Raw genomic sequence first — 24,521 nt, 5'->3', positions numbered from 1 at the left:
AGGATAAAATGCCAGAATTACCAGAAGTGGAAAATGTCAGACAAACACTACAAAAATTAATCCCTGGAAAAATCATTGACCAGGTTATCGTCCAGGTCCCAAAAATGGTTCAAGGAATGAACGCAGATGAGTTTGTCCATGCTTTGGTTGGCCAAACCTTTGAAGCGGTCAGACGCAGAGGCAAGTTTTTGCTATTTGATTTAACAAATGCTACGCTCATTTCACATTTACGAATGGAAGGGAAGTTTCGTTTGAATCATGAAACCGATGAAGTAATGAAACATACACATATTATCTTTCATTTTACCGATCATACTGAATTACGCTTTTTAGACGTTCGCAAATTTGGAACGATCGAAATGACGCATAAACAACAAGAAGAACAAACAAAATCGATTCAAAAGCTTGGACCAGAGCCGATATCAGTAACCTTCAAAATAACTGATTTTGCTACTGGTTTGAAAAAAACCACACGTTCGATTAAAACCATTTTATTAAGTCAATCCCTTGTCGCTGGTGTAGGCAATATTTATGCAGATGAAATTTGTTTTCAGGCAAAGGTTATGCCAACAAGAACAGGCCATTCATTAAGCGATAAAGAAATCAACCGCATTTATGAAGCGACAAAAGCTATTTTGAAAGAAGCTACAGCACTTGGCGGTTCAACGATTCGTACGTATGTGAATTCAGAAGGTCGCCTGGGTGAGTTTCAAGATAAGCTAAAAGTATATGGACGAAAAGGAGAGCCTTGTTTCGTATGCAAAACGCCAATCGAAAAAATAAAATTAAACGGTAGAGGCACGCATTTTTGTCCATATTGCCAAAAATGAGGTGTAGAAAAAATGAAAAAAACAATTGGCCTAACAGGTTCTATTGCAACCGGAAAATCAACAGTAAGTAACCTATTTTCAGATAAAGGAATACCGGTGATTGATGCTGATGTTGCAGCAAGAGAAGTTGTGCAAAAAGAAACAGTGGGCCTAAAAAAAATTGCTGTTTTTTTTGGTGAAGAAGTCTTAAATGATGATGGGTCATTAAATCGACCTTATTTAGGAGAGCTCATTTTTAACGACCAAAAGAAACGTGAGGCATTGAATAAAATCGTTCATCCCCTTGTAAAAGACAATATGTTAGCTAAAAGAAATGATTTGTTTCAAAGTGGTGCTAACATCGTTATTTTTGATATTCCATTGCTCTTTGAAAGCCATTTAGAAACTCTAGTTGATCAAATTATCGTTGTGAAAACAAGCAGAGAAGTGCAACTAAGCCGCTTGATTGCAAGAAACCATTTAAATAAAAAACAAGCGATCGTTCGGATCAATAGCCAAATGTCGCTTGCTGAAAAATGCAAGCGAGCTGATTATGTTATTGATAATAATGGGGACCTTAATGACACAGAAAAACAAGTTAATATCATTTTAGCCAAGCTAACCAACTAAAAATAGCCAGCAATAAAGTTCTCATGATATAATAAGGCGGAAGTGCTTCGAATGATAGGAGTTGAAATGAGATGAAATGTCCATCTTGTAAGTACAACGGGACAAGAGTGATTGATTCAAGACCTGCTGATGATGGTAATTCTATTAGAAGAAGGCGTGAATGCGAAAAATGCAGTTTTCGTTTTACCACTTTTGAAAAAGTAGAAGAAAGCCCATTAATTGTTGTAAAAAAAGATGGTGCACGTGAAGAATTTGCCCGTGAAAAAGTGAGACGTGGTATTATTCGTGCTTGTGAGAAGAGACCGGTTAGCATTGAACAATTAGAAGAAGTTGTCACAGAAATAGAACGTGAATTACGCAATATTGGCGATAGCGAAATCCCCTCTGATTTAATTGGCGAAAAAGTGATGGATAAACTCGCGCTTCTTGATGAAGTCGCTTACGTTCGTTTTGCTTCTGTTTATCGACAATTTAAAGATATTAATGTCTTTGTTGATGAATTAAAAGATTTAATGAGAAAAAACAAGAAAGTTTAAAAAGGTGAGGCAATTGACTGAATTTTGGATGGAACTGAAACCGCTTGATAGCTATCAAGTGAAATCAAATGGGGTTCTTTCTTCTTACGATTATAAAGTGATCACAATGTTGTATCAGCCACTTATGGGTTCAAATTGCCTAGCACTTTATCAAACGCTAGCCACAGAAATTGAAGAAAATCGCTTATGGAGCGAGGCACATACACATACGCAATTATTAAATTTATTAAATATTGGTTTAAAAGATTTTTTTAGCGCGCGTTTGAAGTTAGAAGGTCTTGGCTTACTAAAGTCTTACATTAAAACAGAAGCTGATGCGCGTCATTACATTTATGAACTAATACCGCCGCTCACACCAGATCGCTTTTTCTCGGATGGGTTACTTAACATTTATTTATACGGAAAAATTGGCAGTAGACAATATCAACGACTGCGTAAATTTTTTTCTGATGATCATGAAATCAAACCAGATTTTCATGAGATAACACGTTCCTTTCAAGATGTCTTTTCTCCTTTCAATAGCAATTTAAAAGCTCCTGAAATCGTGCAGACAAATGAAACACCCATCAATCGGACGAAAACACCTTTTATTGAGCTTTCGGAGGAAGAAGCCGATTTTGATTTTTCGTTATTCTTTCATTTACTTTCACCAAACATGATTGCTCGTAATAAGATAACCGCAGAAGTCAAGCAGACCATTTTAAAACTTCATGCGATTTATCAATACAATGAGAAAGAAATGGTCTCCTTTTTATATCGAGCCATTCTTGGAGATGGGAATATTGATTTAGCCTATTTACGCAAAATTGTTCGCGATGATTATCGCTTGCACCACCAAGCTTATCCGGAGCTCCATGACTTTAATTTAGATGAAGCCACTCCGAATAAAACCGAATTAAACGATGAGGAAGCTTTACAAGTTTACTTAGAAAATGTCTCGCCATTTCAATTATTAGTGGATATAACTGATGGAGCCACCCCCGCTGAAACCGATCTTCGTGTCATTGAGGAAGTCATGACCAAACAAAATTTGCCAGAACCGGTCATGAATGTCTTAATTGAATATGTATTATTAAGATTGGACGGCAAAATCGCGCGTAATTATATGATGACTATAGCTGCTCATTGGAAACGAAAAAAAGTAAAAACAGCAAAAGAAGCCATGGAGCTAGCGCTTAGTGAACACGAAAAATACAAACGCTTAAAAGAAGAAGGCCCTAAGACGACAAGCTATCAAAAAAATAACCGTGTGGAAGTATTACCTGATTGGTTTGACCGAGAAGAAGTCACACCAGCAGAAGAGAAAATGTCAGAAAAAGAAAAATTAGCTTTAGAAGAGCAAGTGCGTCAAATCAAAGAAAATTTAAAGAAAGGTAGGTGAACAAGATGGATAACATTGAACGTACGCTTGGACAATTATTTGCAGATCAGAATTTTGAACAAAGATATCAATCTTTAAAGGAAGCCGTTCTTCGCTATGAGCCAATCAAGCAATTTTTAAAGGCGCATCAATCTGAGCTGTCAGATACAATCATTAACCAAAATATTTCTAACCTATATGAATTTATGACGCAACATAAAGCATGGCAAGAGCAGGAGCCAACACTTATGCCTGGCTATGCGCCAAAACTTGTGCTTAGCGGTGAGTTTATTACAGTAACGTATTATCCAACGCCTGAAAAAATTGCATCTGACCGGAGAAAAGCGATTGAAAAACGCGTTCGCTCACTTTATATACCAAAACAGATTGTCGAAGCTTCGCTAGAAAATTTTTATACAGATGAATCTTCTAGACTTAGAGCTTTAGTCAGTGCCAATGAATTTATTCACACGTATCAAGAAAAGTCAAATACGCGGATTAAAGGTTTATATATTCATGGCAGTTTTGGAACAGGAAAATCCTATTTATTAGGGGCTATTGCGCGGGAATTAGCGTTACGTGGCGTTACATCTACGCTTGTTTATTTGCCAGAATTTATGCGCGAGATTAAACAAGCCATATCCAACAATACGGTAGATGATAAAATTCAATTTGCTAAAGAAACAGAAATTTTAATGCTCGATGATATCGGTGCAGAATCGATGACAGCTTGGACAAGAGATGAAGTATTAGGCACGATTCTTCAATTTAGGATGCAAGAAGAGCTACCCACATTTTTCTCTTCTAATTATAATATGAATCAGCTTGAAAATCATTTGACTTTTTCACAAAATGGCTCAGAGGAAAAGCTTAAAGCACGACGAATTATGGAACGAATCCGCTTTTTAGCCGATGAACTTGAGCTAGAAGGAAAAAATCGACGCCGTTAGTTTAAAAAGCACTTGCAAAATGAATCAACTAGGCTTATAATTTATTGTAATAATAAAAAGTGACGATAAGGACAACCTGCTTAAAGAGCGATGAAAGAGAAGGAGGAGTAGCTGCGAACCTCCGCATCAGCCTTTTGGTTTGGACCACCTTTGAACTTCTGATAGGAATGCTTTTGTGCTAGTAATATCAGACGATTCGCTCCCGTTATAGGCGACAAGAGAAAACAACCTAATTCATCGTTGTTTAAAATCTTGGGTGGAACCACGAGTCAAGCTCGTCCCAATTTCTGGGGCGGGCTTTTTTGTTTTTTCTAGGAAAATGTCCCTCACTTTTAAAAAAATTTAAGGAGTAGATTAAAATGAAAATTACTTTTCCAGATGGCGCGATAAAAGATTTTGAAAAAGGCGCTTCCACTGCTGATATTGCTGAATCAATCAGCCCAAGTTTAAAGAAAAAAGCCCTTGCAGGTAGCATTAATGGCCGCTTAGTTGATCTTGTAACACCCATTGAAGAAGATGGTGCAATTGAAATTATAACACCAGACCATCCTGAAGCACTTGGGATTTTGCGCCATAGTACAGCACACCTCATGGCTCAAGCGTTAAAGCGTCTATATCCAGATATTAAATTTGGCGTTGGTCCAAGCATTGAAACTGGATTTTATTATGATGTTGATACAGAAGAAACCATTAGTGAAGAATCATTTTCAACCATTGAAAAAGAAATGCAAGCGATTGTCCGTGAAAACTTACCTATTACCCGTGAAGTTGTATCACGCAACGAAGCGATTAAACGTTTTAAAGCGATTGATGATTCTTACAAATTAGAGCTTATTGAAGCCATTCCTGAAGACGAAACCGTAACAATTTATACACAAGGTGAATTTTTTGATCTTTGCCGTGGTATTCATGTCCCTTCCACCGGTAAGATTCAGGTATTCAAACTTCTTAGTGTAGCAGGTGCTTATTGGCGTGGGAATAGCGATAATAAGATGTTGCAACGCATTTACGGTACGGCTTTCTTCGACAAACAAGCTTTAAAAGAATTTTTGAAAATGCAAGAAGAGGCAAAAGAACGCGATCATCGTAAATTAGGTAAAGAGCTTGATTTATTTACTAACTCACAAGAAGTTGGCCAAGGCTTACCACTTTGGTTACCAAAAGGCGCAACCATTCGCCGCGTCATTGAGCGCTATATTGTTGATAAAGAAGAACGCTTAGGCTATAACCATGTTTATACACCAGTTATGGCCAATGTTAAACTTTATAAAACAAGTGGTCACTGGGATCATTATCACGAAGATATGTTCCCAACGATGAAAATGGATAATGAAGAACTTGTTCTTCGTCCAATGAATTGCCCGCACCACATGATGATTTATAAAAATGATATTCATAGTTACCGGGAACTTCCGATTCGCATTGCTGAACTTGGCTTGATGCATCGCTATGAAATGAGTGGGGCACTTTCTGGTTTACAACGTGTTCGTGGGATGACTTTAAATGATGCGCATGTTTTTGTTCGCCCTGATCAAATTAAAGATGAATTTAAACGTGTACTTGAACTTATTCTTGAAGTATATAAAGATTTTAATATCACGGACTACAGCTTCCGTTTAAGCTATCGCGACCCAGAAAATACCGAGAAATATTTCGATGATGATGCAATGTGGGAAAAAGCGCAAAAAATGCTTAAAGACGCAATGGATGAAATGAATATGGATTACTTTGAAGCTGAAGGTGAAGCAGCATTTTACGGACCTAAACTTGATGTTCAAGTAAAAACGGCAATCGGTAAAGAAGAAACGCTTTCTACTGTACAGCTAGATTTTCTATTACCAGAACGCTTTGATTTAACTTATATTGGTGAAGATGGTGAAAAACATCGTCCTGTTGTTATCCACCGAGGCGTTGTTTCGACAATGGAACGCTTTGTCGCTTATTTAATTGAAGAATATAAAGGCGCATTTCCTACCTGGTTAGCACCAATTCAAATGGAAATTGTTCCTGTCAACGTTGAATCGCATCTTGATTATGCAAAATCTGTACAAGAACAACTCCAACGTGCTGGATTCCGTGTTGAAATTGATGATCGGAACGAAAAATTAGGCTATAAAATTCGAGAAGCACAAACGCATAAAATCCCTTATGCACTTGTTCTTGGCGATCAGGAAAAAGAAGCAAATGAAGTCAATGTACGTAAATACGGAGAAAAAGAGTCAACTACATTAAAATTGGCTGATTTCATCCAAAGAGTAGCTAGTGAAGTAAATAAATATTAATCTTAACAATTTGGGATAACCGGATGACAAGCGTTTTTATTTTAAGTGGTTAGTGGGAAAATTTTCTATCCAACACTTAAATAACGAACGCTTGTCTCATTTATGTCCTAAACTCTTTTTCAAATCGTGCATTTTAAACGTTTATCCGTTATACTAAAGAAAGATTAAAAATAAGGGTGGACAAAAATTTATGGATGTAAATAATGTAGAATTAGTAATTAGTGCGGTATGGAAAGAACAATATCCAGAAGGTTTGCTCCCTGAATTTGCACTAGCAGGACGGTCAAATGTCGGGAAATCTTCATTTATTAATAAAATGATTCGAAGGAAAAGCATGGCTCGTATTTCACAAAAGCCGGGAAAAACACAAACATTAAACTTTTATAAAATCGAAAATGCTCTTTATTTTGTTGACGTCCCTGGTTATGGTTTTGCCAAAGTTTCTAAGCGTGAACGTGAAAAATGGGGAGAAATGATTGAGACTTATATCACTTCACGTGAGCAGTTAAAAGCAGTTGTGCAAATTGTTGATTTAAGACACAAGCCAACAAATGACGATGTGATGATGTATGAATTTCTCAAGTATTACCAGATACCAACGATTATTATCGCTACGAAAGCGGATAAAATACCACGTAGTAAATGGCAAAAAAACGCTAAAATTATTCGAGAAACACTAGATTTTGATTCAAATGATGATTTCATTGTCTTTTCATCTGAAACTGGCATGGGAAAAGAAGAAGCATGGCAAGCGATTGAAGTTAAAATGCAGTAAAAGGCAGACGAGTTTAAAAGCACATTTAAAAATGATAAGATAAAAGCAATTGATAAGTTTAGGAGGATTGTTTCATGTATATTCTCTCCACTGGGCTAAATCACAAAACAGCACCCATTAATATAAGAGAAAAATTTATTTTTACAGATGATGAAAAAATACAAGCAGAGTCCGCTTTGCTCAAAGAAAAAAGCCTATTAGAAAACGTTATTATCTCGACTTGCAATCGCACTGAAATCATTGCTGTAGTGGATCAAATCCATACGGGTCGTTATTATTTAAAACGTTTTTTAGCCAATTGGTTTGATTGTAGTATTCATGACTTAGAGCCCTATCTTTTTTTTCATGAGGAAATAGCTGCTGTTAGACATCTATATCAGGTTACTGCTGGTTTAGATTCTCTTGTGCTTGGGGAAACGCAAATTCTCGGTCAAGTAAAAAAAGCATTTAACGAAGCGCATTTGGCAAAAACAACCGGCACGATCCTTAATTACTTATTTCGTGAAGCTATTTTCTTTGCCAAAAAAGCGCACCATCAATTTAAAATAAATGAAAATGCAGTTTCTGTGAGTTATGCTGCTGTAGAAATTGCCAAGCAGCTTTACACTGACATCGAAAAGAAAAGTGTTCTCCTTATTGGTGCAGGTAAAATGGGAAAGCTTGCTTTGAAAAATTTACACGGTAGCGGTGTAGGGAATATAACGATCACCAACCGAACAAATGAAAAATCAGAGAAATTAGCAAAAGAGTTCTCTGCAAAGACAATCGATTTTGGACAAATAAAAGATATTTTGCCTTCCATTGATATTATCTTAGTTTCAACGGCTTCTAGTGAGTATATTATCAACAAAAAGATGATGCAAGATGCACTTAAAAAGCGGAATAAAGAACTGTTAATGATTGATATTGCATTACCTCGGAACGTTAACCCAAATTGTGCAGATCTTCCCAATTTATTTTTGTATGACCTTGATGATTTAAATGGTGTGGTCACAGCCAATACAACAGAACGGAAACGCATCGTTCAAAAAGTACAACAAGAAATTGAACAAGCGGTTATCGCTTTTTATGAATGGGAAAAGCAGCTTGGCGTTATCCCATTGATTCGTGAATTGCGTGAAAATGCTTTAAAAATCCAGGAAGAAACGATGCACAGCCTTAAAAATAAGCTGCCAAGATTAACTGACCATGAATATCTGATTATAGGAAAACATATGAAAAGCGTCATTAACCAAATGTTAAAGCATCCTGTAACCGAAATTAAAGAAATGGCAGTACATGATCAATCGGAATTAAAGATTGAAGCCTTTAAACAAATTTTCGATTTAAGCGAAGAAAATAGAAATGAGGAATTAATCAATGAAACGGGAAATCATCGTTGGCAGTCGGAAAAGCAAACTAGCTCTTACTCAAACTAATTGGGTCATCAAGCAACTACAAGCCAAATTTCCTGACCAACACTTTAAGATTCATGAAATAATCACAAAAGGCGATCAAATTCTTGATGTAACGCTTAGCAAAGTGGGTGGAAAAGGGCTGTTTATCTCTGAAATAGAACAGGCGCTTCTTGATGGAGTGATCGACTTTGCTGTACATAGCATGAAAGACGTTCCTGCTGAATTAGCAAAAGGCCTCGTTATTGCCTCCATCCCTAAACGAGAAACACCATTTGATTGCCTCGTTTTTGACAAAGCAAATCGCTTGTCCGAACTAAAAAAAGGCGCTACCATTGGAACAAGCAGCTTACGAAGAGCAGCCCAACTAAGAAAAGTACGACCAGATTTAAATATCCATACAATCCGGGGAAATATTGATACTCGCTTAAAAAAATTAAAAGAAGAAAATTTTGATGCCATCGTTTTAGCTGAAGCTGGTTTAAAAAGAATGGGCTGGTTAACAACCGAATTAAAGGTTGAAAGGCTATCAGAAAACATTTGTTTACCTGCTGTTGGACAAGGCGCGTTAGCAATAGAATGTCGTGAAAATGATCAAGAAACAAGGCAAATGTTAAAAGCTATTCACGATTTAGAAACAGCGTACTGCGTCCAAGCAGAGCGAACTTTCCTTAGAGAACTTGATGGCGGATGTGAAGTGCCTGTCGCTTGTTTTGCAACAAAACAAGCAGATCATATTCAACTAGCCGGACTCGTGTCCTCTATCGACGGCTCAACGATTTTAAACGTATTTGAATCTGGAAGTAATCCGATTCAAGTCGGCAAGCGCGCCGCAGAAATTTTACTTGAAAAAGGAGCGGCTACTCTCATTAAGGACGCTAGAGAAAATGGCTAATTGGATCATTTTAACAAGGGAAGAGGAGCAAAATAAAATTTTTCGTGATCTGGTTAATCAAGCGGGCCTTGAATATTTTAGCTTACCATTGATTGAGATCGAAAAAATATCAGTCCCACAATCGATCTTGACACGTAAAACAGATTGGCTATTTTTCACAAGTCAAAATGCAGTGAAGTTTTTTTTCGAACAAGTAAATCGTACTTCTATTACAGGAAAAATTGCCGCAATTGGAACTAAAACAGCGAAAGCCTTGAATGAAAAGGCTATTCCAGTCAACTTTACAGCAAGTAAATTTCAAGCAGAAGCTTTTTTAAAAGATTGGTTGCTGGAAAATCCAACCCCAGTATCTGTTTTATTCCCACAAAGTGAATTAGGGCGTCCAGTCATTCAAAAAAATTTAGAACAAAAAGGCTATCCGATTTTTAGTTTTGCTATTTATAAAAATCGTTTACCAACGAATTTAGAAGCCCATTTTATCCATCTTGTAAAAAAAATCACGCAAAACGATCAAGTGATTTTTACTTTTGCAAGTCCTTCTGCTTGGCAAAACTTTGAACGGATATCAAAAAAACAACCATTTCCTTTTCATTTTAAAATTGCCGCCATCGGTCCGATAACTGCTAAAGCCATCGAAGAATCTGGTTTTACCGTAGATTATCAACCTGATGTTTATACAATGGAAGCTCTAATTAAGAAAGTAGTAAAGGAGAGATAAAGATGACTTTAGACTTTGATCGGCATCGTCGCTTAAGAAGTTCAAGCACAATTCGTGAGTTAGTGCGAGAAACGAGACTTTCGATGGATGATTTTATTTATCCACTTTTTATTAAAGAAAATGGAGAAGAGGTAACAGAAGTCGCATCCATGCCCGGCGTTTTTCAATTTCCACTTCATCACTTAGAAAAAGAGATTGATTCAATTCTTGCATTAGGCATTAAAGCGGTCATTTTATTTGGTATTCCGCATGAAAAAGATGCTGTTGGGACAGGGGCTTTTCATGATCATGGCATTGTTCAAGAAGCCACCCGTTTAATTAAACAAAAGTATCCAGAAATGCTTGTTATTGCTGATACTTGTCTTTGTGAATTTACGGATCATGGACATTGTGGATTAGTAGAGGATGGACAGATTCTTAATGACGAATCGCTTGCTATTTTAAAACAAACAGCCTTAAGCCAAGCCCGCGCTGGTGCAGATATTATTGCCCCTTCTAATATGATGGATGGTTTTGTCCAAGCCATTCGTTCATGCTTAGATCAAGCGGGATATACCCATATTCCTATCATGTCTTATACAGTTAAATATGCTTCTTCCTTTTATGGCCCCTTTCGTGATGCAGCAAATGGGGCACCACAATTTGGCGATCGCAAAACCTATCAAATGGATTCAGCAAACCGTAGCGAAGCATTTCTTGAAGCAGCAAGCGACGAAGCAGAAGGAGCAGATTTCTTAATTATCAAACCAGCACTTTCGTATCTTGATATTATGCGTGATATTAAAAACACCACTCACTTACCACTTGTTGCTTATAATGTAAGTGGGGAGTATGCTATGGTAAAAGCTGCTGCACAAAATGGCTGGATTGATGAAAAAGCAATCGTTATTGAAATGTTAACAAGCATGAAAAGAGCAGGAGCAACACTTATTATTACTTACTTCGCAAAAGACATGGCAAACTATCTAAAATAAAAAGGAGGGACTAGAATGAATCAGTATTCAAAATCAAAAAAAGCTTTTTCTGAAGCAAAAAAATTAATGCCTGGCGGTGTTAATAGCCCAGTACGTGCTTTTAAATCTGTTGACGCAAAACCACTTTTTATGGATCATGGGAAAGGCGCTTACCTTACAGATATTGATGGCAATCGCTATATTGATTATGTTTTATCCTGGGGGCCTTTAATTTTAGGACATGCTAACCCACAAGTCATCTTTGCTTTAACAGAAGCTGCTCAAAAAGGAACAAGTTTTGGAACACCTACTGAAATCGAAAATGAGTTAGCCAAGTTAGTTATTGAACGCGTTCCCTCCATTGAAGTTATTCGCATGGTTTCCTCTGGTACAGAAGCAACAATGAGCGCTATTCGCTTAGCACGTGGTTATACTAAAAGAGATAAAATCCTTAAATTTGAAGGCAGTTATCACGGACACGGTGATTCGCTTTTAATTAAGGCCGGCTCAGGTATTGCAACACTTGGATTACCTGATTCTCCTGGCGTAACAAAAGGGCTTGCACAAGATACAATCACGGTTCCTTATAATGATTTAGAAGGTGTTAAATTAGCTTTTGATCATTTTGGTGAAGAAATTGCCGCTGTTATTGTTGAACCTGTTGCTGGAAATATGGGTGTTGTACCACCAATTGAAGGTTTCTTGGAAGGCTTACGCAAGATAACAACACAATATGATAGTTTATTAATTTTTGATGAAGTAATGAGCGGCTTTCGTGTCGATTATTATTCCGCACAAGGTTATTTTGTTGTTACGCCCGACTTAACTTGTTTAGGAAAAGTCATCGGCGGAGGGCTTCCAGTCGGTGCTTATGGTGGAAAACGAAAAATTATGGAGCAGATTGCACCTAGTGGCCCGATTTATCAAGCCGGGACACTTTCAGGAAATCCTTTAGCTATGACTGCTGGTTACGAAACATTAAAACAATTGACACCAGAGCATTACGATCAATTTAGAAGGCTAATTAAACGAATGGAAAATGGGTTAACCACGCTTGGGAGAAAATACAATGTTCCACTTACAATAAATCAGGCTGGATCAATGTTTGGCTTTTTCTTTACTGAACAACAAGTAATCGACTTTGAATCAGCTAAGACGAGTGATTTAAAGTTTTTCAGCAATTATTATCGTGAAATGCTAAAACAAGGGATTTTCTTACCACCTTCGCAATTTGAAGGAATTTTCATTTCAACAGAACATACAGAAAAAGAAATTGATGATACTTTAGAGGCCTTTGAACACACGTTTAAGGTACTAACTAATTAAATTGACGAAATGGCTTTCTTCTGGTAAACTACAAACATTATCATACTTTTTAAATGCCATGACAAGGAAGAGTAAATTAGCACAATTTTATGTAGAGAGAAAGTGGTTGGTGAAAACTTTCAAAATGTCTAATTGAAGGTAGCCTTGAAGCAGCTTTTCTGAAATGATATTTAGTAGGAAAAGCCGGTGCTTATGCGTCGTTATTTCAATGAAGTGCTTGTTTTAACAAGTAAAAAGGTGGTACCGCGAAAACATACCCTTTTCGTCCTTTATTTTAAGGATGAAAAGGGTTTTTTTATTGAAAAAGGAGGGTTTTATATGACCGAAAATAGTGAGATAAACATGCCCACTAAATATGATCCACAAACTGTTGAAAAAGGTAAATATCAGTGGTGGTTAGAAAATCAATTTTTTAAAGCTGAAGGGAATCCGTCAAAAAAATCATTTAGTGTTGTTATACCACCACCAAATGTTACTGGAAAACTACATTTAGGACATGCTTGGGATACAACTTTGCAAGATATTATTACACGTATGAAACGAATGCAAGGCTATGATACCCTTTATCTTCCCGGTATGGATCATGCTGGTATTGCCACACAAGCAAAAGTGGAAGAAAAATTACGTGAAACAAACATCACAAGACACGACCTAGGACGTGAAAAATTTGTTAAGCAAGTGTGGGACTGGAAAGAAGAATATGCTTCTTTTATCCGTGAACAATGGGAGAAGTTAGGGCTTGGGCTTGATTATTCACGCGAACGTTTTACTTTAGATGAGGGGCTTTCAGACGCAGTAAAGAAAGTATTTATTTCGCTTTATGAAAAAGGACTAATTTACCGCGGACAATATATTATTAACTGGGATCCAGTAGCTAAAACGGCTTTATCAGATATTGAGGTTATTCATAAAGATGTCGAAGGACAATTTTTTCATCTAAAATATCCATTAACTGATGGCTCTGGTTATTTAGAAGTTGCGACAACAAGACCAGAAACCATACCTGGAGACACAGCTGTAGCAGTTCATCCAAAAGATGAAAGATATCAACATTTGATCGGGAAAACCATTACACTCCCAATATTAGGGCGTGAAATTCCGATTGTAGGAGACGAATATGTTGAGCGTGATTTTGGTTCAGGAGCTGTAAAAATTACTCCTGCACACGACCCAAACGATTTTGAAGTGGGGAATAGACATGATTTGCCACGCATTATCGTTATGAATGAAGAGGCAACGATGAATGAAAGTGCTGGTAAATATCATGGAATGAGCAGATTAGAAGCGCGCAAAGCCATTATTCAAGACTTTAAAGAATTAGGCCTATTTATCAAACAAGAGCCTCATCTTCATTCTGTTGGTCATTCCGAAAGAACTGGTGCTGTTGTTGAACCTTATTTATCCAAACAATGGTTCGTTAAAATGGCCCCACTTGCCAAAAAAGCACTTGAGTTACAAGAAAGTGAAGATAAAGTACACTTCATTCCAAAACGCTTTGAAAAAATGTATGTCACCTGGATGGAAAATATCCACGATTGGTGCATCTCACGTCAGCTTTGGTGGGGCCATCGTATCCCAGCGTGGTATCATCATGAAACTGGCGAAATTTACGTTGGCGAAAATCCTCCAGAAAACGTAACAGAGTGGCGGCAAGATGAAGACGTTTTAGATACATGGTTTAGTTCCGCACTATGGCCATTTTCTACGCTTGGATGGCCAAATATCGACAATCAAGATTTTAACCATTTTTTCCCAACAAGTACGCTTGTAACGGGTTATGATATTATTTATTTTTGGGTTTCACGCATGATTTTTGAGTCTGTTGAATTTACTGGAAAACGTCCATTTAAAGATACACTGATTCATGGATTAGTTCGCGATGCTGAAGGAAAAAAAATGTCGAAATCACTTGGAAATGGTGTAGATCCTATCGATGTGATTAATAAGTATGGAGCAGATTCACTGCGTTATACACTATCAACTGGAACAGCGCCCGGACAAGATTTAAAATTTAGTTTTGAAAAAGTAGAATCCACTTGGAATTTTATTAATAAAATATGGAATGCCTCTCGCTTTGCTTTAATTAACATGGATGGATTAAGCTACGATCAAATTAATTTAACCAATATAACTGCAGTAAGCGATAAATGGATTTTGACAAGATTAAATGAAACGATTGAAACCGTAACAATCTTAGCAGAAAAATATGAATTTGGAGAAGTGGGACGGACACTTTATAATTTCATTTGGGATGAATTCTGTGACTGGTATATTGAAATTGCTAAGATCTCACTTTATGGGGAAGACGAAAAAGCTAAGTTAACAACCAAATCAATACTTGCTTACGTATTGGATCAAACGATGCGCTTGCTTCATCCATTTATGCCTTTTGTTACAGAAGAAATATGGCAAAATTTACCTCACAACGGAAAATCGATTACAATTAGCTCTTGGCCAGAAGTAAATGCAAATCACATTGATCAAGATGCCTCGGAAGCAATGAAAGTATTGGTTGAAATCATCCGTTCGGTCCGTAATATTCGAGCTGAAGTAGGAACACCATTAAGCAAACCCGTAGCGATTGAAATTAAGCCAACAAACGAACACTATAAACAAATTATTGCAGAAAACGCATCTTATATTGAACGATTCTGCAATCCAGAAAAATTAACGATTTCTTCTGAAGTTAAACCAAGTAATACGGCGATGTCAGCAATAATTACTGGCGCTGAAATTTATTTACCACTTGAAGGATTAATTAACATCGATGAAGAGCTTAGTCGCCTAGAAAAAGAACGTGAGAAATGGCAGAAAGAAATCACACGCGTTCAAAATAAGCTTAACAACGAACGTTTTGTTGCTAAGGCGCCTGAAAAAGTAGTTCAAGAAGAACGCGAAAAAGAACAGGACTATCTTGCGAAAAAAGCTTCTGTTGAGGAACGCATGACGACACTCAGGGAAAATCGTTAAGACAAAATAAATCGAGTGACAAGTGTTCGCAATTGAAGAAGGCTCTTCGACTCTCACATGCAGCCTTCTTCAATACAAATGCTTTCGCTCGATTTGCCGTGTTTGAAATGTAGAACCTATACGCTATTTCTTAAAAAATAGAGCTGAATCTCATTTTTTATAGAGGAGGAAGAAAATGGAAATTCATACGTATGAAAAAGCGCTAGAATGGATCCATGGCACACTTAGATTAGGAATTAAGCCAGGATTAAGTCGTATGCAATTGATGCTTGAAAAATTAGGACATCCAGAAAAAGCACATTCATGGATTCATGTCGCTGGTACAAATGGCAAAGGTTCTACCTTAACATTCATCCGCTCAATGCTTGAAGCAGAAGGTTATCAAGTGGGCACATTTACTTCGCCTTATATCGAATCTTTTAACGAACGCATTAGCGTGAATGGAAAACCAATTTCTAATGATGAAATTCTCCTTCTCGTTCAACATATTAAGCCAATTGTAGAAGAAATCGCAAACAGCAAATTCGGCCCTCCATCTGAATTTGAAATCATTACAGCGATGATGTTCCTTTATTTCGCAAAGTATCATACGGCGATTGACTTTGGTGTTATCGAGGTAGGCCTTGGCGGAAGGCTAGATTCAACCAATGTTTTACAACCACTTATTTCTGTCATCACAACAGTTGGCTTAGACCACATGGAATTCTTAGGTAATACACTTGAACAAATCACAGCTGAAAAGGGCGGAATAATCAAGCAAGAAATCCCCATTATTTCAGGCGTTTTACAACCAGAAGCGCAAACAGTCCTTCATGACATTAGTCAAAAAAAACATGCCAAAATAAAGCAGTTAGGCGTAGACTTCCAAGTAAAATCCAGAAGACAAAACACATTTACTTTTATCGGTGAAACAAAAAGGTTGCCTGATCTAACGGTTAGTCTAGAAGGTCCTCATCAGGTGAATAATGCGGCTGTAGCTATTGCAACGTTACTAGAACTAAAGAATAGCGGCCAAATTCATCTGTCTGTAGAAGCCATACGTAGTGGCCTCATAAATGCAGCATGGAAAGGAAGGATGGAAACACTTTCTAAAGAGCCCTTGATTATTCTTGATGGGGCGCATAACCCAGAAGGCATACGTGCATTTAAAGAAACGGTAAAGCAAATAAATGAGGAAAAAATCATCTTGTTTAGTGCATTACAAGACAAAAATTATCAAGAGATGATCAAAGAATTAAAAACGATTCCAAACAGCAAGTTGTGTTTAACAACTTTCGATTATCCACGAGCAATGACAAAAGAAATCCTAACAGAAGTTGCTTTAAACAACCAAATTGAGAAAGTAGAGGATTGGCAAGTTTTTATCAAAGAACAAATTTCTTCGCTAGACTCAACATGTCTACTCATAACAGGTTCTCTTTATTTTATTGCTGAAGTTAGACAATTATTAACAGAAAATATTTTAGATTAACCATTTATAGGGCTGTTTCTAATCCCTAAATACATGAAATCGTTTTTTAACAGCAAAAAAGTTCTGAAAGTATTCGTTTTTTGTATGGAAAAAAGGATTTTATGAGCACTTTTCGCCCTAAAATTAGTTTTCCGCAAGATGCAAGTTTTTCTTCCTATTGATACAATCATGTTAATCATATGCAACGCTAAGATAGGAGGAATATACGTGATCATTTTTCTTATTTTTGTCTATACGTCCATTTTATATTCTTTTATCCAAGTAGCTGCCCAAAACTTCTCAATTCAGCAACCTTTCTTATTTAGATTTTCACATTGTGATTATTGTAAAAAAAAGCTCACCGTCCTTGAAAAAATTCCTATCTTTTCTTTTTTATACCAAAAGGGTAAGACAAGGTGTTGTCAGAAAAAACTAGCATTCATTTATTTATTTGGAGAAGTTTTCACACCTAGCGTCGTCGTTTTTCTCTATTTAAAATATCAATTCAGTCAACCTTTTTGGCACCTGAGTATTATCTTTTTAGTTTTAACCTTTTTTGTCATCAGTGATCTTTACTATCTCTTTGTCCCGAACTCCTTGTTAATTGGCTTATTTTTCTATATTTCTATTTATCGTTTATCATTTGAACTAACTTGGAGCAGCTATCTTTATCTATTAATGAGTAGCTTTAGTTTATTTATGCTCCTCTTTTTCCTTGTCAAACGTAATATTGGCTTAGGGGATATTAAACTGATGATCATCCTAACACTAGGATTTGGTTTCAAAAAGGGACAATACATCTTCCTCACTGCACTCATTATAGCACTGGTTGCAGTCACCGCTGCTTTATTGATGCGTAAAATAAATAAAAAAACCAAAATCCCTTTTATACCCTTTATTTATATTGGATACATCATTCAAATTATCTATCCATATGAATCATAGAAAGGGGTTGTGATAGGCATGTTAAAAAACATTAAAAAATCAGAAAGACCTCGAGAAAAAGCACAAAGCCTTGGCATAGAGTCATTGCTTACAACGGAATTAATTGCCTTAATCCTTGAAACTGGTACAAAAAAAGAAAATGTAATCGAAGTTGCAACACGAATGATCATGCAATTTCGCCATGTGACTGAAATGCAATATGCAACAATCGAAGAATTTCAAAAAATTAATGGCATTGGGCTTGCCAAAGCAGTTAAGATAATGGCTGCTATTGAGCTTGGCAAAAGAATAAACTTAGTGAACGAACAAGAGAGCATTGTCATCCGAACACCACGTGATGCTGTGAAAATTGTTCAACCGGAACTTAGCTTTTTATATCAAGAACACTTTCATTGCCTTTTCTTAAATACTAAAAATCAAATTATTCACAGGGAAACTATTTTTATCGGTAGCTTAAATATGAGCATCGTCCATCCTCGTGAAGTTTTTAAACTGGCACTGAGAAAGTCAGCAGCTTCTATTATGTGTTTTCATAATCACCCATCAGGAGATCCAACCCCATCAAGTGAAGATATCCTCGTAACAAAAAGGCTGCAAGAAGTAGGCGACTTAGTTGGTATTAACATTATCGATCACATTATTATTGCTCGATACAAATATTTAAGTTTAAAAGAACAAGGTTATTTATAAAAGAGTTCAAGAAAAATATAAATTTTAAGCTTCTAATTAAAAATTAATGTCTGAATCCAACACTTATGTTATAATGAAATGGTTGTCTATACACTTAGATCGAAACTTGACATGAGGAATAAGTGAACTAAACTGTGTAAAACCCATCGTATATACAAAAGATTAATTTGAGAGAAAAGGAGAATATAGATGCTTGGATTTAGAAACAGCGATATTGGAATTGATTTAGGCACCGTCAACACACTTGTTTGGTCAAAAGGAAAAAATATTGTACTTAGAGAACCTTCTGTTGTAGCGATGAATAAAGTTACACAGGAAATCGTTGCTGTTGGTAGCGAGGCAAAAAATATGATTGGGAGAACCCCTGGAAATATTGTTGCCATTCGTCCAATGAAAGATGGCGTTATAGCTGACTATGATACAACTGCTGCGATGCTGAAATACTACATTCAAAAAGCAATGCCAAAAGGAATGAGTGCTAGAAAACCTCGTGCCGTGATTTGTGTGCCTTCTGGTATTACAGGTGTAGAAAGACGTGCAGTCATTGATGCCACTCGCCAGGCTGGGGCAAAAGAAGCCTATGTCATTGAAGAACCATTTGCAGCTGCAATTGGGGCTGATCTGCGAGTTTGGGAGCCAACAGGTAGCATGGTTGTGGATATTGGTGGTGGAACAACCGAGGTAGCGGTTATTTCCTTAGGAGGCATCGTAACAAGTTGTTCGGTGCGCACTGCTGGCGATAACATGGATGCTGCAATTATCCAACATATTCGTAAAAAATATAACCTTTTGATCGGAGAACGCACAGCTGAAAACCTTAAAATTGAAATTGGTACAGCTGATGGTTCACCGGGAGTAGAGCTTGCTCCATTTAGTATTCGTGGGCGTGATTTAGTTACCGGGTTACCAAAAACAATTGAAGTGACTAAAGAAGAAATAGCAGAAGCGCTTGCTGACACTGTAGCAGCAATTGTTGACGCAGTAAAAAGCACACTTGAAAGCACGCCACCTGAGTTGTCTGCTGATATCATGGATAAGGGAATCGTTCTTACAGGAGGCGGTGCACTTCTTCGCAATTTAGATTCTGTCATTGCAGAAGAGGCAAAAATACCTGTGCTTATTGCCGATGATCCACTTGATTGTGTCGCTATCGGTACAGGGAAATCTCTTGAAAACATGGACTTATATAAAAAGAAAAAAATGAATTAAAGCAGAGCATACTCATTTTATTACAACAAATACTAGAACGAAAAAAGAGGATTATCGAGATGAGGTGTTCGTCATGCCGCAATTTTTTCTAAATAAACGTTTAATCATTTTATTAATTTCCATCATTGTTTTGGTGGCTCTTGTCGGCTTTTCATTACGAGATAGAGAAAATGCTTCCTGGCCTGAACAATTCGTAAAAGATGTTGTTGGCTTTGGTGAAAATATTGTTTCAAAACCAGTATCTTTTGTTTCTGGAACAATCGGCAGCCTCTCTAACCTAAAAAATACGTATCAAGAAAATGAACGGTTAAAAAAACGTTTAGAAGGATTAACGCAACTGGAAAGTAAAGTAGCAGATTTAACAAAAGAAAATAAGGATTTAAAAGAATCACTTAACATTCAAGATAGCATTCGTGATTTTGATCCAATCAATGCTACAGTCATTTCACGAAACCCAACAAATTGGAATGAACAAGTTGAAATTGACAAGGGATCAAGAGATGGGGTAAAACCCGATATGGCTGTCATGGTGCCAGGTGGTTTAATCGGTAAAATCACATCGACTGGAGCAAAATCTTCAACCGTTGAATTATTATCTTCCTCTGATACACGAAATCGTGCTTCGGCAATGGTTCAAAGCGATCCTAATGCTTATGGAATCATTAATGGTTATAGTAACAAAGACAAGCTCCTTCAATTAAAGCAACTTCCTTATAACATGAGCTTTAAAAAAGGAGGAAAAGTTGTAACATCTGGTTTGGGAGGAAAATTCCCAGCTGGAATCTTTATCGGTACTATTGAAAAAGCCGAAACAGACAAAATGGGTCTATCGCAAACAGCCTATATCAAGCCTGGTGCTGATTTATATCAACTAGATCATATCATCATATTAAAGCGCACAGCACAAACAACGGATAGTAGTGCTAGTGATGACAAAGGTAAAATGACGACTGGAGGAGAGTAAAGCATGGATGTTAAAAAAAACATTTGGCTTCCAGTAATTATGATAGGTACTTTCATTTTGGAAGGGATCATTGGCTTATTCTTTGCTAAACCACTATTTGGTGAGACAAGGCAATTTATTCCTCACTTTCTCCTTGTCTTACTTATCTTATTAACTGTTTTTTATCGGCGAAATCATGCACTTCTTTATGCTTTCATTTTAGGCATAGTGTTTGATATTTATTACACAAGTATCATGGGAATTTACTTTGCTATTTTCCCACTCATCGTTTACCTTACAGACAAGTTTATGAAGGTGCTTCATGACAATATTATTCTTGTAGGTTTAGTGACACTTTTCAATATTATTTTAACGGAAAGCTTAGTTTATCTTTTTTATACTTTAATCGGAGCAACAACAATGAGTATTAGCACTTTTGTAGATACGCGACTTGTTACAACTCTACTGCTTAACTTAGCCTTTTTTCTGCTTGTTTTCTTTCCGTTTCAATTCTTTATTGATAAACTAAAAAAATCGGAAAAAATTTAAAAGTAGCTTATCCAATGTATTTGGATTTAGCTGCTTTTTCTTTAAAAATTACCGCTAATTGATGGTTTTCTGGTATAATAAAAGCTGACAACGAAACGAACGGATGACAACTTAAAAATTTGCTTGTGGGGTGAAGGGATCACATGAAAAAAAATGTGCAAATCAAAGGCACAAAAGATGGTATCGTTGTTTTTTTAGATGATGAAGCTAGCGTGTCAGAAATTGAAACTGAACTATTTGAACGCTTAAAAGAACAAAACCAAGCTACCGAAAAAGAAGAGAAGCTGCTAGTGAAAGTTCAATTAGGCAATCGTCTGTTTTCACCAGAAGAAGAAACACGAATTACAAATATTATCAATGAAAATAGTCAGATGCAAATCAGCGCGTTTTATAGCGACGTAATAACTAAAAAAGAAGCACGCGAATGGAAAGAGCGTGAACAAGTTTACTCGATGGCAACAATTGTACGCTCTGGGCAGGTTCTTCATGTTCCAGGAGATTTCCTTTTAATTGGTGACGTAAATCCAGGTGGCCAAATTCGTGCAAATGGTAATGTTTTTGTCTTAGGTGATATTAAAGGCATTATTCATGCTGGTTTTGAAGGAAATAAACAAGCCGTTATTGCTGGAAAATTTTTATATCCTTCACAAGTTCGCATTGCAGATAAGTTTTTTGGTTTTGATAGCGAAGATTACAAAGAAATAGAAGACACAGAACTATTCTCAGCTTACATTTCTGAAAAAAATGAGATAGTCATTGATGAAATACATAAGATTAGAAAAATTAGACCAGAAATATCTAATTTTCAAGGAGGGCGTTAAATATGGGGGAAGCTATAGTCATTACTTCTGGGAAAGGCGGTGTAGGTAAAACTACTTCTACTGCCAATCTAGGGACAGCACTTGCGCTTCAAGGCAAGAAAGTCTGCTTGATCGATATGGATATTGGTCTCAGAAATCTGGATGTTGTACTAGGTCTTGAAAACCGTATTATTTATGATTTAGTAGATGTCATAAATGGCCGCTGTAAAATACATCAAGCCATCATTAAGGATAAACGATTTGGTGATTTACTATTCTTACTTCCTGCTGCGCAAACAACGGATAAATCTGCCGTTAACGGGGAACAAATGATGCAGTTAATTACTGAACTTCGCCCAGAATTTGATTTTATTCTTATTGATTGTCCTGCAGGTATTGAAACAGGCTATAAAAATGCTGTTGCTGGCGCTGATAAAGCAATCGTTGTAACAACACCAGAGATATCTGCTGTACGTGATGCTGATCGTATTATTGGTTTGCTTGAAAAAGAAGATATTGAAGCACCTAAACTGATCATTAATCGAATCAGAACACAAATGATGGAAAATGGCGATGTTATGGACATTGATGACATTACAACGCATTTATCCATTGAGCTTCTCGGCATTATCATTGATGATGATGAGGTCATTCGTTCCTCTAACAGTGGAGACCCCGTGGCTATGATTCCAAATAACTCAGCTTCTCAAGGTTATCGTAATATCGCTCGTAGGCTATTAGGTGAATCGATTCCGTTAATGTCCATTGAGACGAAAAAAACAGGCTTTTTCAGCCGGATTAAAAAATTATTTACTAGGAATAAATAAGAATTGGGGCATAACGATTGATTCGTTTATGTGCCCAATTTTTGTTATAAGGAGAATTTAAAATGAAACAGTTGATCATAAATGCACTAACAACTGAAAAAAGAGCTGCACTCCTAGAAAATGGAAAACTTATCGAATACCTCATCGAACAACCTAATTTAGAAAAATTACTTCCCGGCGATATTTATTTAGCTCAAATCGATAAAATTGATAAAAAAATTGCTGCTGCTTTTCTTACAATTGACCGAAAAAAGGCATTTATTCATTTGAAAGATTTCCCCAAAACAATAAATCCGACGCAAGGTGCAAAAATTCCTGTCATGATCGTTAGAGAAGGTACAAAAACGAAACTACCACTTGCCACAGCTTTTATTGAAATCAGTTCAGATTTTTTTATTTATATTTTTGGAAACCATCATGTTTCTGTTTCAAAACGATTGAATGACACAGAAAAAACGCGACTCACACAAATCATTACCCCTGAATTAAATAAAAATGAAGCCGTTATTATTCGTTCTGCTGCTGAAAACTTATCAAAAGAAACATTAATTAACCATTTAGATGAAATCAAAATCACTTTTAAAGAACTTCAAAAAAAAATAGCGGTTCAAAAAAAAACTGGCCTCATTTCACAAACAAATCATCATTTTTTAGGACAAATAGAAGGATGGATAAAACGTTATCATCCTGGTGAAATTATTTGTGACAACAGACAATTAAAGTTCGAAAATGCCATTTACAAATATACAAAAAACATTTTTAAAGATTATAAAATCGAATCGCAAATCAAGCAACTGTCTAGGCCAATTGTTCGTTTGGCAAATGGTGCCTCACTTGTTATTGAAAAAACCGAGGCCATGTGGGTCATTGACATTAATTCAGGACAATTTAATAAACAACTTGAAAAAGATAAAGTTATCATGCAAATTAATACAGAAGCCCTTCCAGAAATCATGCGCCAAATTCGGTTGCGTAACTTATCAGGATTAATTGTGATTGATTTTATCGGTCAGTTTTCAGAAAAAACATTAGCAGATTTTAAAGACCAAGCAGAAGCTGTCGTTTTAAATGAATACATTACCACACAAATTGCTGGCTTAACAAAATCTGGGCTAATGCAAATCACACGCCGAAAAAAGACAAAATCTTTATTAGAAGAAACGCATTCATTATGTTCGCTTTGTCATGGAAACGGTTATGTTGAAAGCGCCACTACATGCGCGTATCGCTTAGAACGCGAGCTAACCGAAATCATTTCTACTGATGTAGACTATATCAATATTATTTCAACAGAAGCTGTCTTGAAGGCTTTTCACGATTTAAACACTTTAAATGATTTCCCTCTTAACTTTGAAATTGCGAATCAAGAGACACCGTTTTATCAAATTAGCAGGATTAAATAGAAGATATTGACAGTTTCAAGCGAAATATGCTATTATTTTAATGTTATGTTTGTAGCGCACCATGGCTACAACCGCTCAAAAATGGGTCAAGTTATTTAGCTTTAAGT

At 36.5% G+C, this 24,521-nt stretch carries 22 protein-coding genes and 2 other annotated features (1 of these 24 only partly in view); all 22 genes read left to right on the top strand.

From position 1 onward, the window contains the following. Positions 1–8: 8 nt before the first annotated feature. The 22 genes from mutM to G6Q10_RS04200 all read left to right on the top strand — a co-directional run bounded on the left by mutM (position 9) and on the right by G6Q10_RS04200 (position 24,414). Positions 9–830: a DNA-formamidopyrimidine glycosylase gene (mutM, locus tag G6Q10_RS04305; protein WP_163653313.1), complete on the top strand. Its 822-nt coding sequence runs from the start codon at positions 9–11 to the stop codon at positions 828–830. Positions 831–842: 12 nt separating this feature from the next. Further along, a complete protein-coding gene (gene coaE, locus G6Q10_RS04300; protein WP_163653311.1) occupies positions 843–1,439 on the top strand; it encodes a dephospho-CoA kinase in 597 nt (198 codons plus the stop codon). 71 nt (positions 1,440–1,510) lie between these two features. Next, positions 1,511–1,975 (top strand): transcriptional regulator NrdR, encoded by a 465-nt coding sequence (gene nrdR, locus G6Q10_RS04295; RefSeq protein ID WP_163653309.1) that lies wholly within the window; start codon positions 1,511–1,513, stop codon positions 1,973–1,975. Positions 1,976–1,988: 13 nt separating this feature from the next. Then, on the top strand, positions 1,989–3,356 hold the full coding sequence (locus G6Q10_RS04290; RefSeq protein ID WP_163653307.1) for a replication initiation and membrane attachment family protein: 1,368 nt from the start codon (positions 1,989–1,991) through the stop codon (positions 3,354–3,356). 5 nt (positions 3,357–3,361) lie between these two features. Next, positions 3,362–4,285: a primosomal protein DnaI gene (gene dnaI / locus G6Q10_RS04285; protein WP_163653304.1), complete on the top strand. Its 924-nt coding sequence runs from the start codon at positions 3,362–3,364 to the stop codon at positions 4,283–4,285. Positions 4,286–4,644: 359 nt separating this feature from the next. Beyond that, entirely contained in the window at positions 4,645–6,567 is a 1,923-nt protein-coding gene (thrS, locus tag G6Q10_RS04280) for a threonine--tRNA ligase (RefSeq protein WP_163653301.1), read from the top strand. Between the two features lie 190 nt (positions 6,568–6,757). Next, positions 6,758–7,342, top strand: coding sequence for a ribosome biogenesis GTP-binding protein YihA/YsxC (yihA, locus tag G6Q10_RS04275; protein ID WP_163653298.1), 585 nt, complete (start codon positions 6,758–6,760; stop codon positions 7,340–7,342). Positions 7,343–7,416: 74 nt separating this feature from the next. Further along, positions 7,417–8,760, top strand: coding sequence for a glutamyl-tRNA reductase (gene hemA / locus G6Q10_RS04270; protein WP_163653295.1), 1,344 nt, complete (start codon positions 7,417–7,419; stop codon positions 8,758–8,760). Further along, a complete protein-coding gene (gene hemC, locus G6Q10_RS04265) occupies positions 8,702–9,631 on the top strand; it encodes a hydroxymethylbilane synthase (protein ID WP_163653292.1) in 930 nt (309 codons plus the stop codon). Before hemA ends, hemC begins: the two co-directional genes overlap by 59 nt. Then, complete coding sequence (locus tag G6Q10_RS04260; protein ID WP_163653289.1) at positions 9,624–10,349, top strand: uroporphyrinogen-III synthase; 726 nt, start codon at positions 9,624–9,626, stop codon at positions 10,347–10,349. The genes hemC and G6Q10_RS04260 overlap by 8 nt, the downstream gene beginning before the upstream one ends. A 2-nt stretch (positions 10,350–10,351) precedes the next feature. Next, complete coding sequence (hemB, locus tag G6Q10_RS04255; protein ID WP_163653286.1) at positions 10,352–11,323, top strand: porphobilinogen synthase; 972 nt, start codon at positions 10,352–10,354, stop codon at positions 11,321–11,323. Between the two features lie 15 nt (positions 11,324–11,338). After that, on the top strand, positions 11,339–12,628 hold the full coding sequence (gene hemL, locus G6Q10_RS04250; protein ID WP_163653284.1) for a glutamate-1-semialdehyde 2,1-aminomutase: 1,290 nt from the start codon (positions 11,339–11,341) through the stop codon (positions 12,626–12,628). Between the two features lie 49 nt (positions 12,629–12,677). Beyond that, positions 12,678–12,901, top strand: a binding site (T-box leader). A 45-nt stretch (positions 12,902–12,946) separates the two neighbouring features. After that, entirely contained in the window at positions 12,947–15,598 is a 2,652-nt protein-coding gene (locus G6Q10_RS04245) for a valine--tRNA ligase (RefSeq protein ID WP_163653282.1), read from the top strand. A gap of 175 nt (positions 15,599–15,773) precedes the next feature. Beyond that, positions 15,774–17,069: a bifunctional folylpolyglutamate synthase/dihydrofolate synthase gene (locus tag G6Q10_RS04240; RefSeq protein WP_163653280.1), complete on the top strand. Its 1,296-nt coding sequence runs from the start codon at positions 15,774–15,776 to the stop codon at positions 17,067–17,069. 207 nt (positions 17,070–17,276) lie between these two features. Further along, complete coding sequence (locus G6Q10_RS04235; protein ID WP_163653277.1) at positions 17,277–17,993, top strand: prepilin peptidase; 717 nt, start codon at positions 17,277–17,279, stop codon at positions 17,991–17,993. 18 nt (positions 17,994–18,011) lie between these two features. Next, positions 18,012–18,683: a RadC family protein gene (gene radC / locus G6Q10_RS04230; RefSeq protein WP_163653275.1), complete on the top strand. Its 672-nt coding sequence runs from the start codon at positions 18,012–18,014 to the stop codon at positions 18,681–18,683. Positions 18,684–18,872: 189 nt separating this feature from the next. Beyond that, the gene (locus G6Q10_RS04225; RefSeq protein WP_163653273.1) at positions 18,873–19,892 is read left to right on the top strand and encodes a rod shape-determining protein; all 1,020 of its coding nucleotides are present in this window, start codon (positions 18,873–18,875) and stop codon (positions 19,890–19,892) included. Positions 19,893–19,965: 73 nt separating this feature from the next. Further along, complete coding sequence (mreC, locus tag G6Q10_RS04220) at positions 19,966–20,856, top strand: rod shape-determining protein MreC (RefSeq protein WP_163653271.1); 891 nt, start codon at positions 19,966–19,968, stop codon at positions 20,854–20,856. 3 nt (positions 20,857–20,859) lie between these two features. Next, positions 20,860–21,384 (top strand): rod shape-determining protein MreD, encoded by a 525-nt coding sequence (gene mreD, locus G6Q10_RS04215; protein ID WP_163653268.1) that lies wholly within the window; start codon positions 20,860–20,862, stop codon positions 21,382–21,384. Positions 21,385–21,527: 143 nt separating this feature from the next. Next, the gene (gene minC, locus G6Q10_RS04210) at positions 21,528–22,205 is read left to right on the top strand and encodes a septum site-determining protein MinC (RefSeq protein ID WP_163653265.1); all 678 of its coding nucleotides are present in this window, start codon (positions 21,528–21,530) and stop codon (positions 22,203–22,205) included. Positions 22,206–22,207: 2 nt separating this feature from the next. Then, a complete protein-coding gene (gene minD, locus G6Q10_RS04205) occupies positions 22,208–23,011 on the top strand; it encodes a septum site-determining protein MinD (protein ID WP_163653263.1) in 804 nt (267 codons plus the stop codon). Between the two features lie 62 nt (positions 23,012–23,073). Further along, complete coding sequence (locus G6Q10_RS04200) at positions 23,074–24,414, top strand: ribonuclease E/G (RefSeq protein ID WP_163653259.1); 1,341 nt, start codon at positions 23,074–23,076, stop codon at positions 24,412–24,414. Positions 24,415–24,473: 59 nt separating this feature from the next. Continuing rightward, positions 24,474–24,521 (top strand) — a sequence feature (ribosomal protein L21 leader region); it runs 34 nt beyond the window's last position.

Origin of the sequence: Listeria sp. PSOL-1, assembly GCF_902806445.1 — a bacterium.
In the GTDB taxonomy this organism is placed as follows: Bacteria; Bacillota; Bacilli; order Lactobacillales; family Listeriaceae; genus Listeria.
The sequence above is the reverse complement of the archived record's forward strand: the minus strand, read 5'-3'. Positions and strand labels throughout refer to the sequence as shown.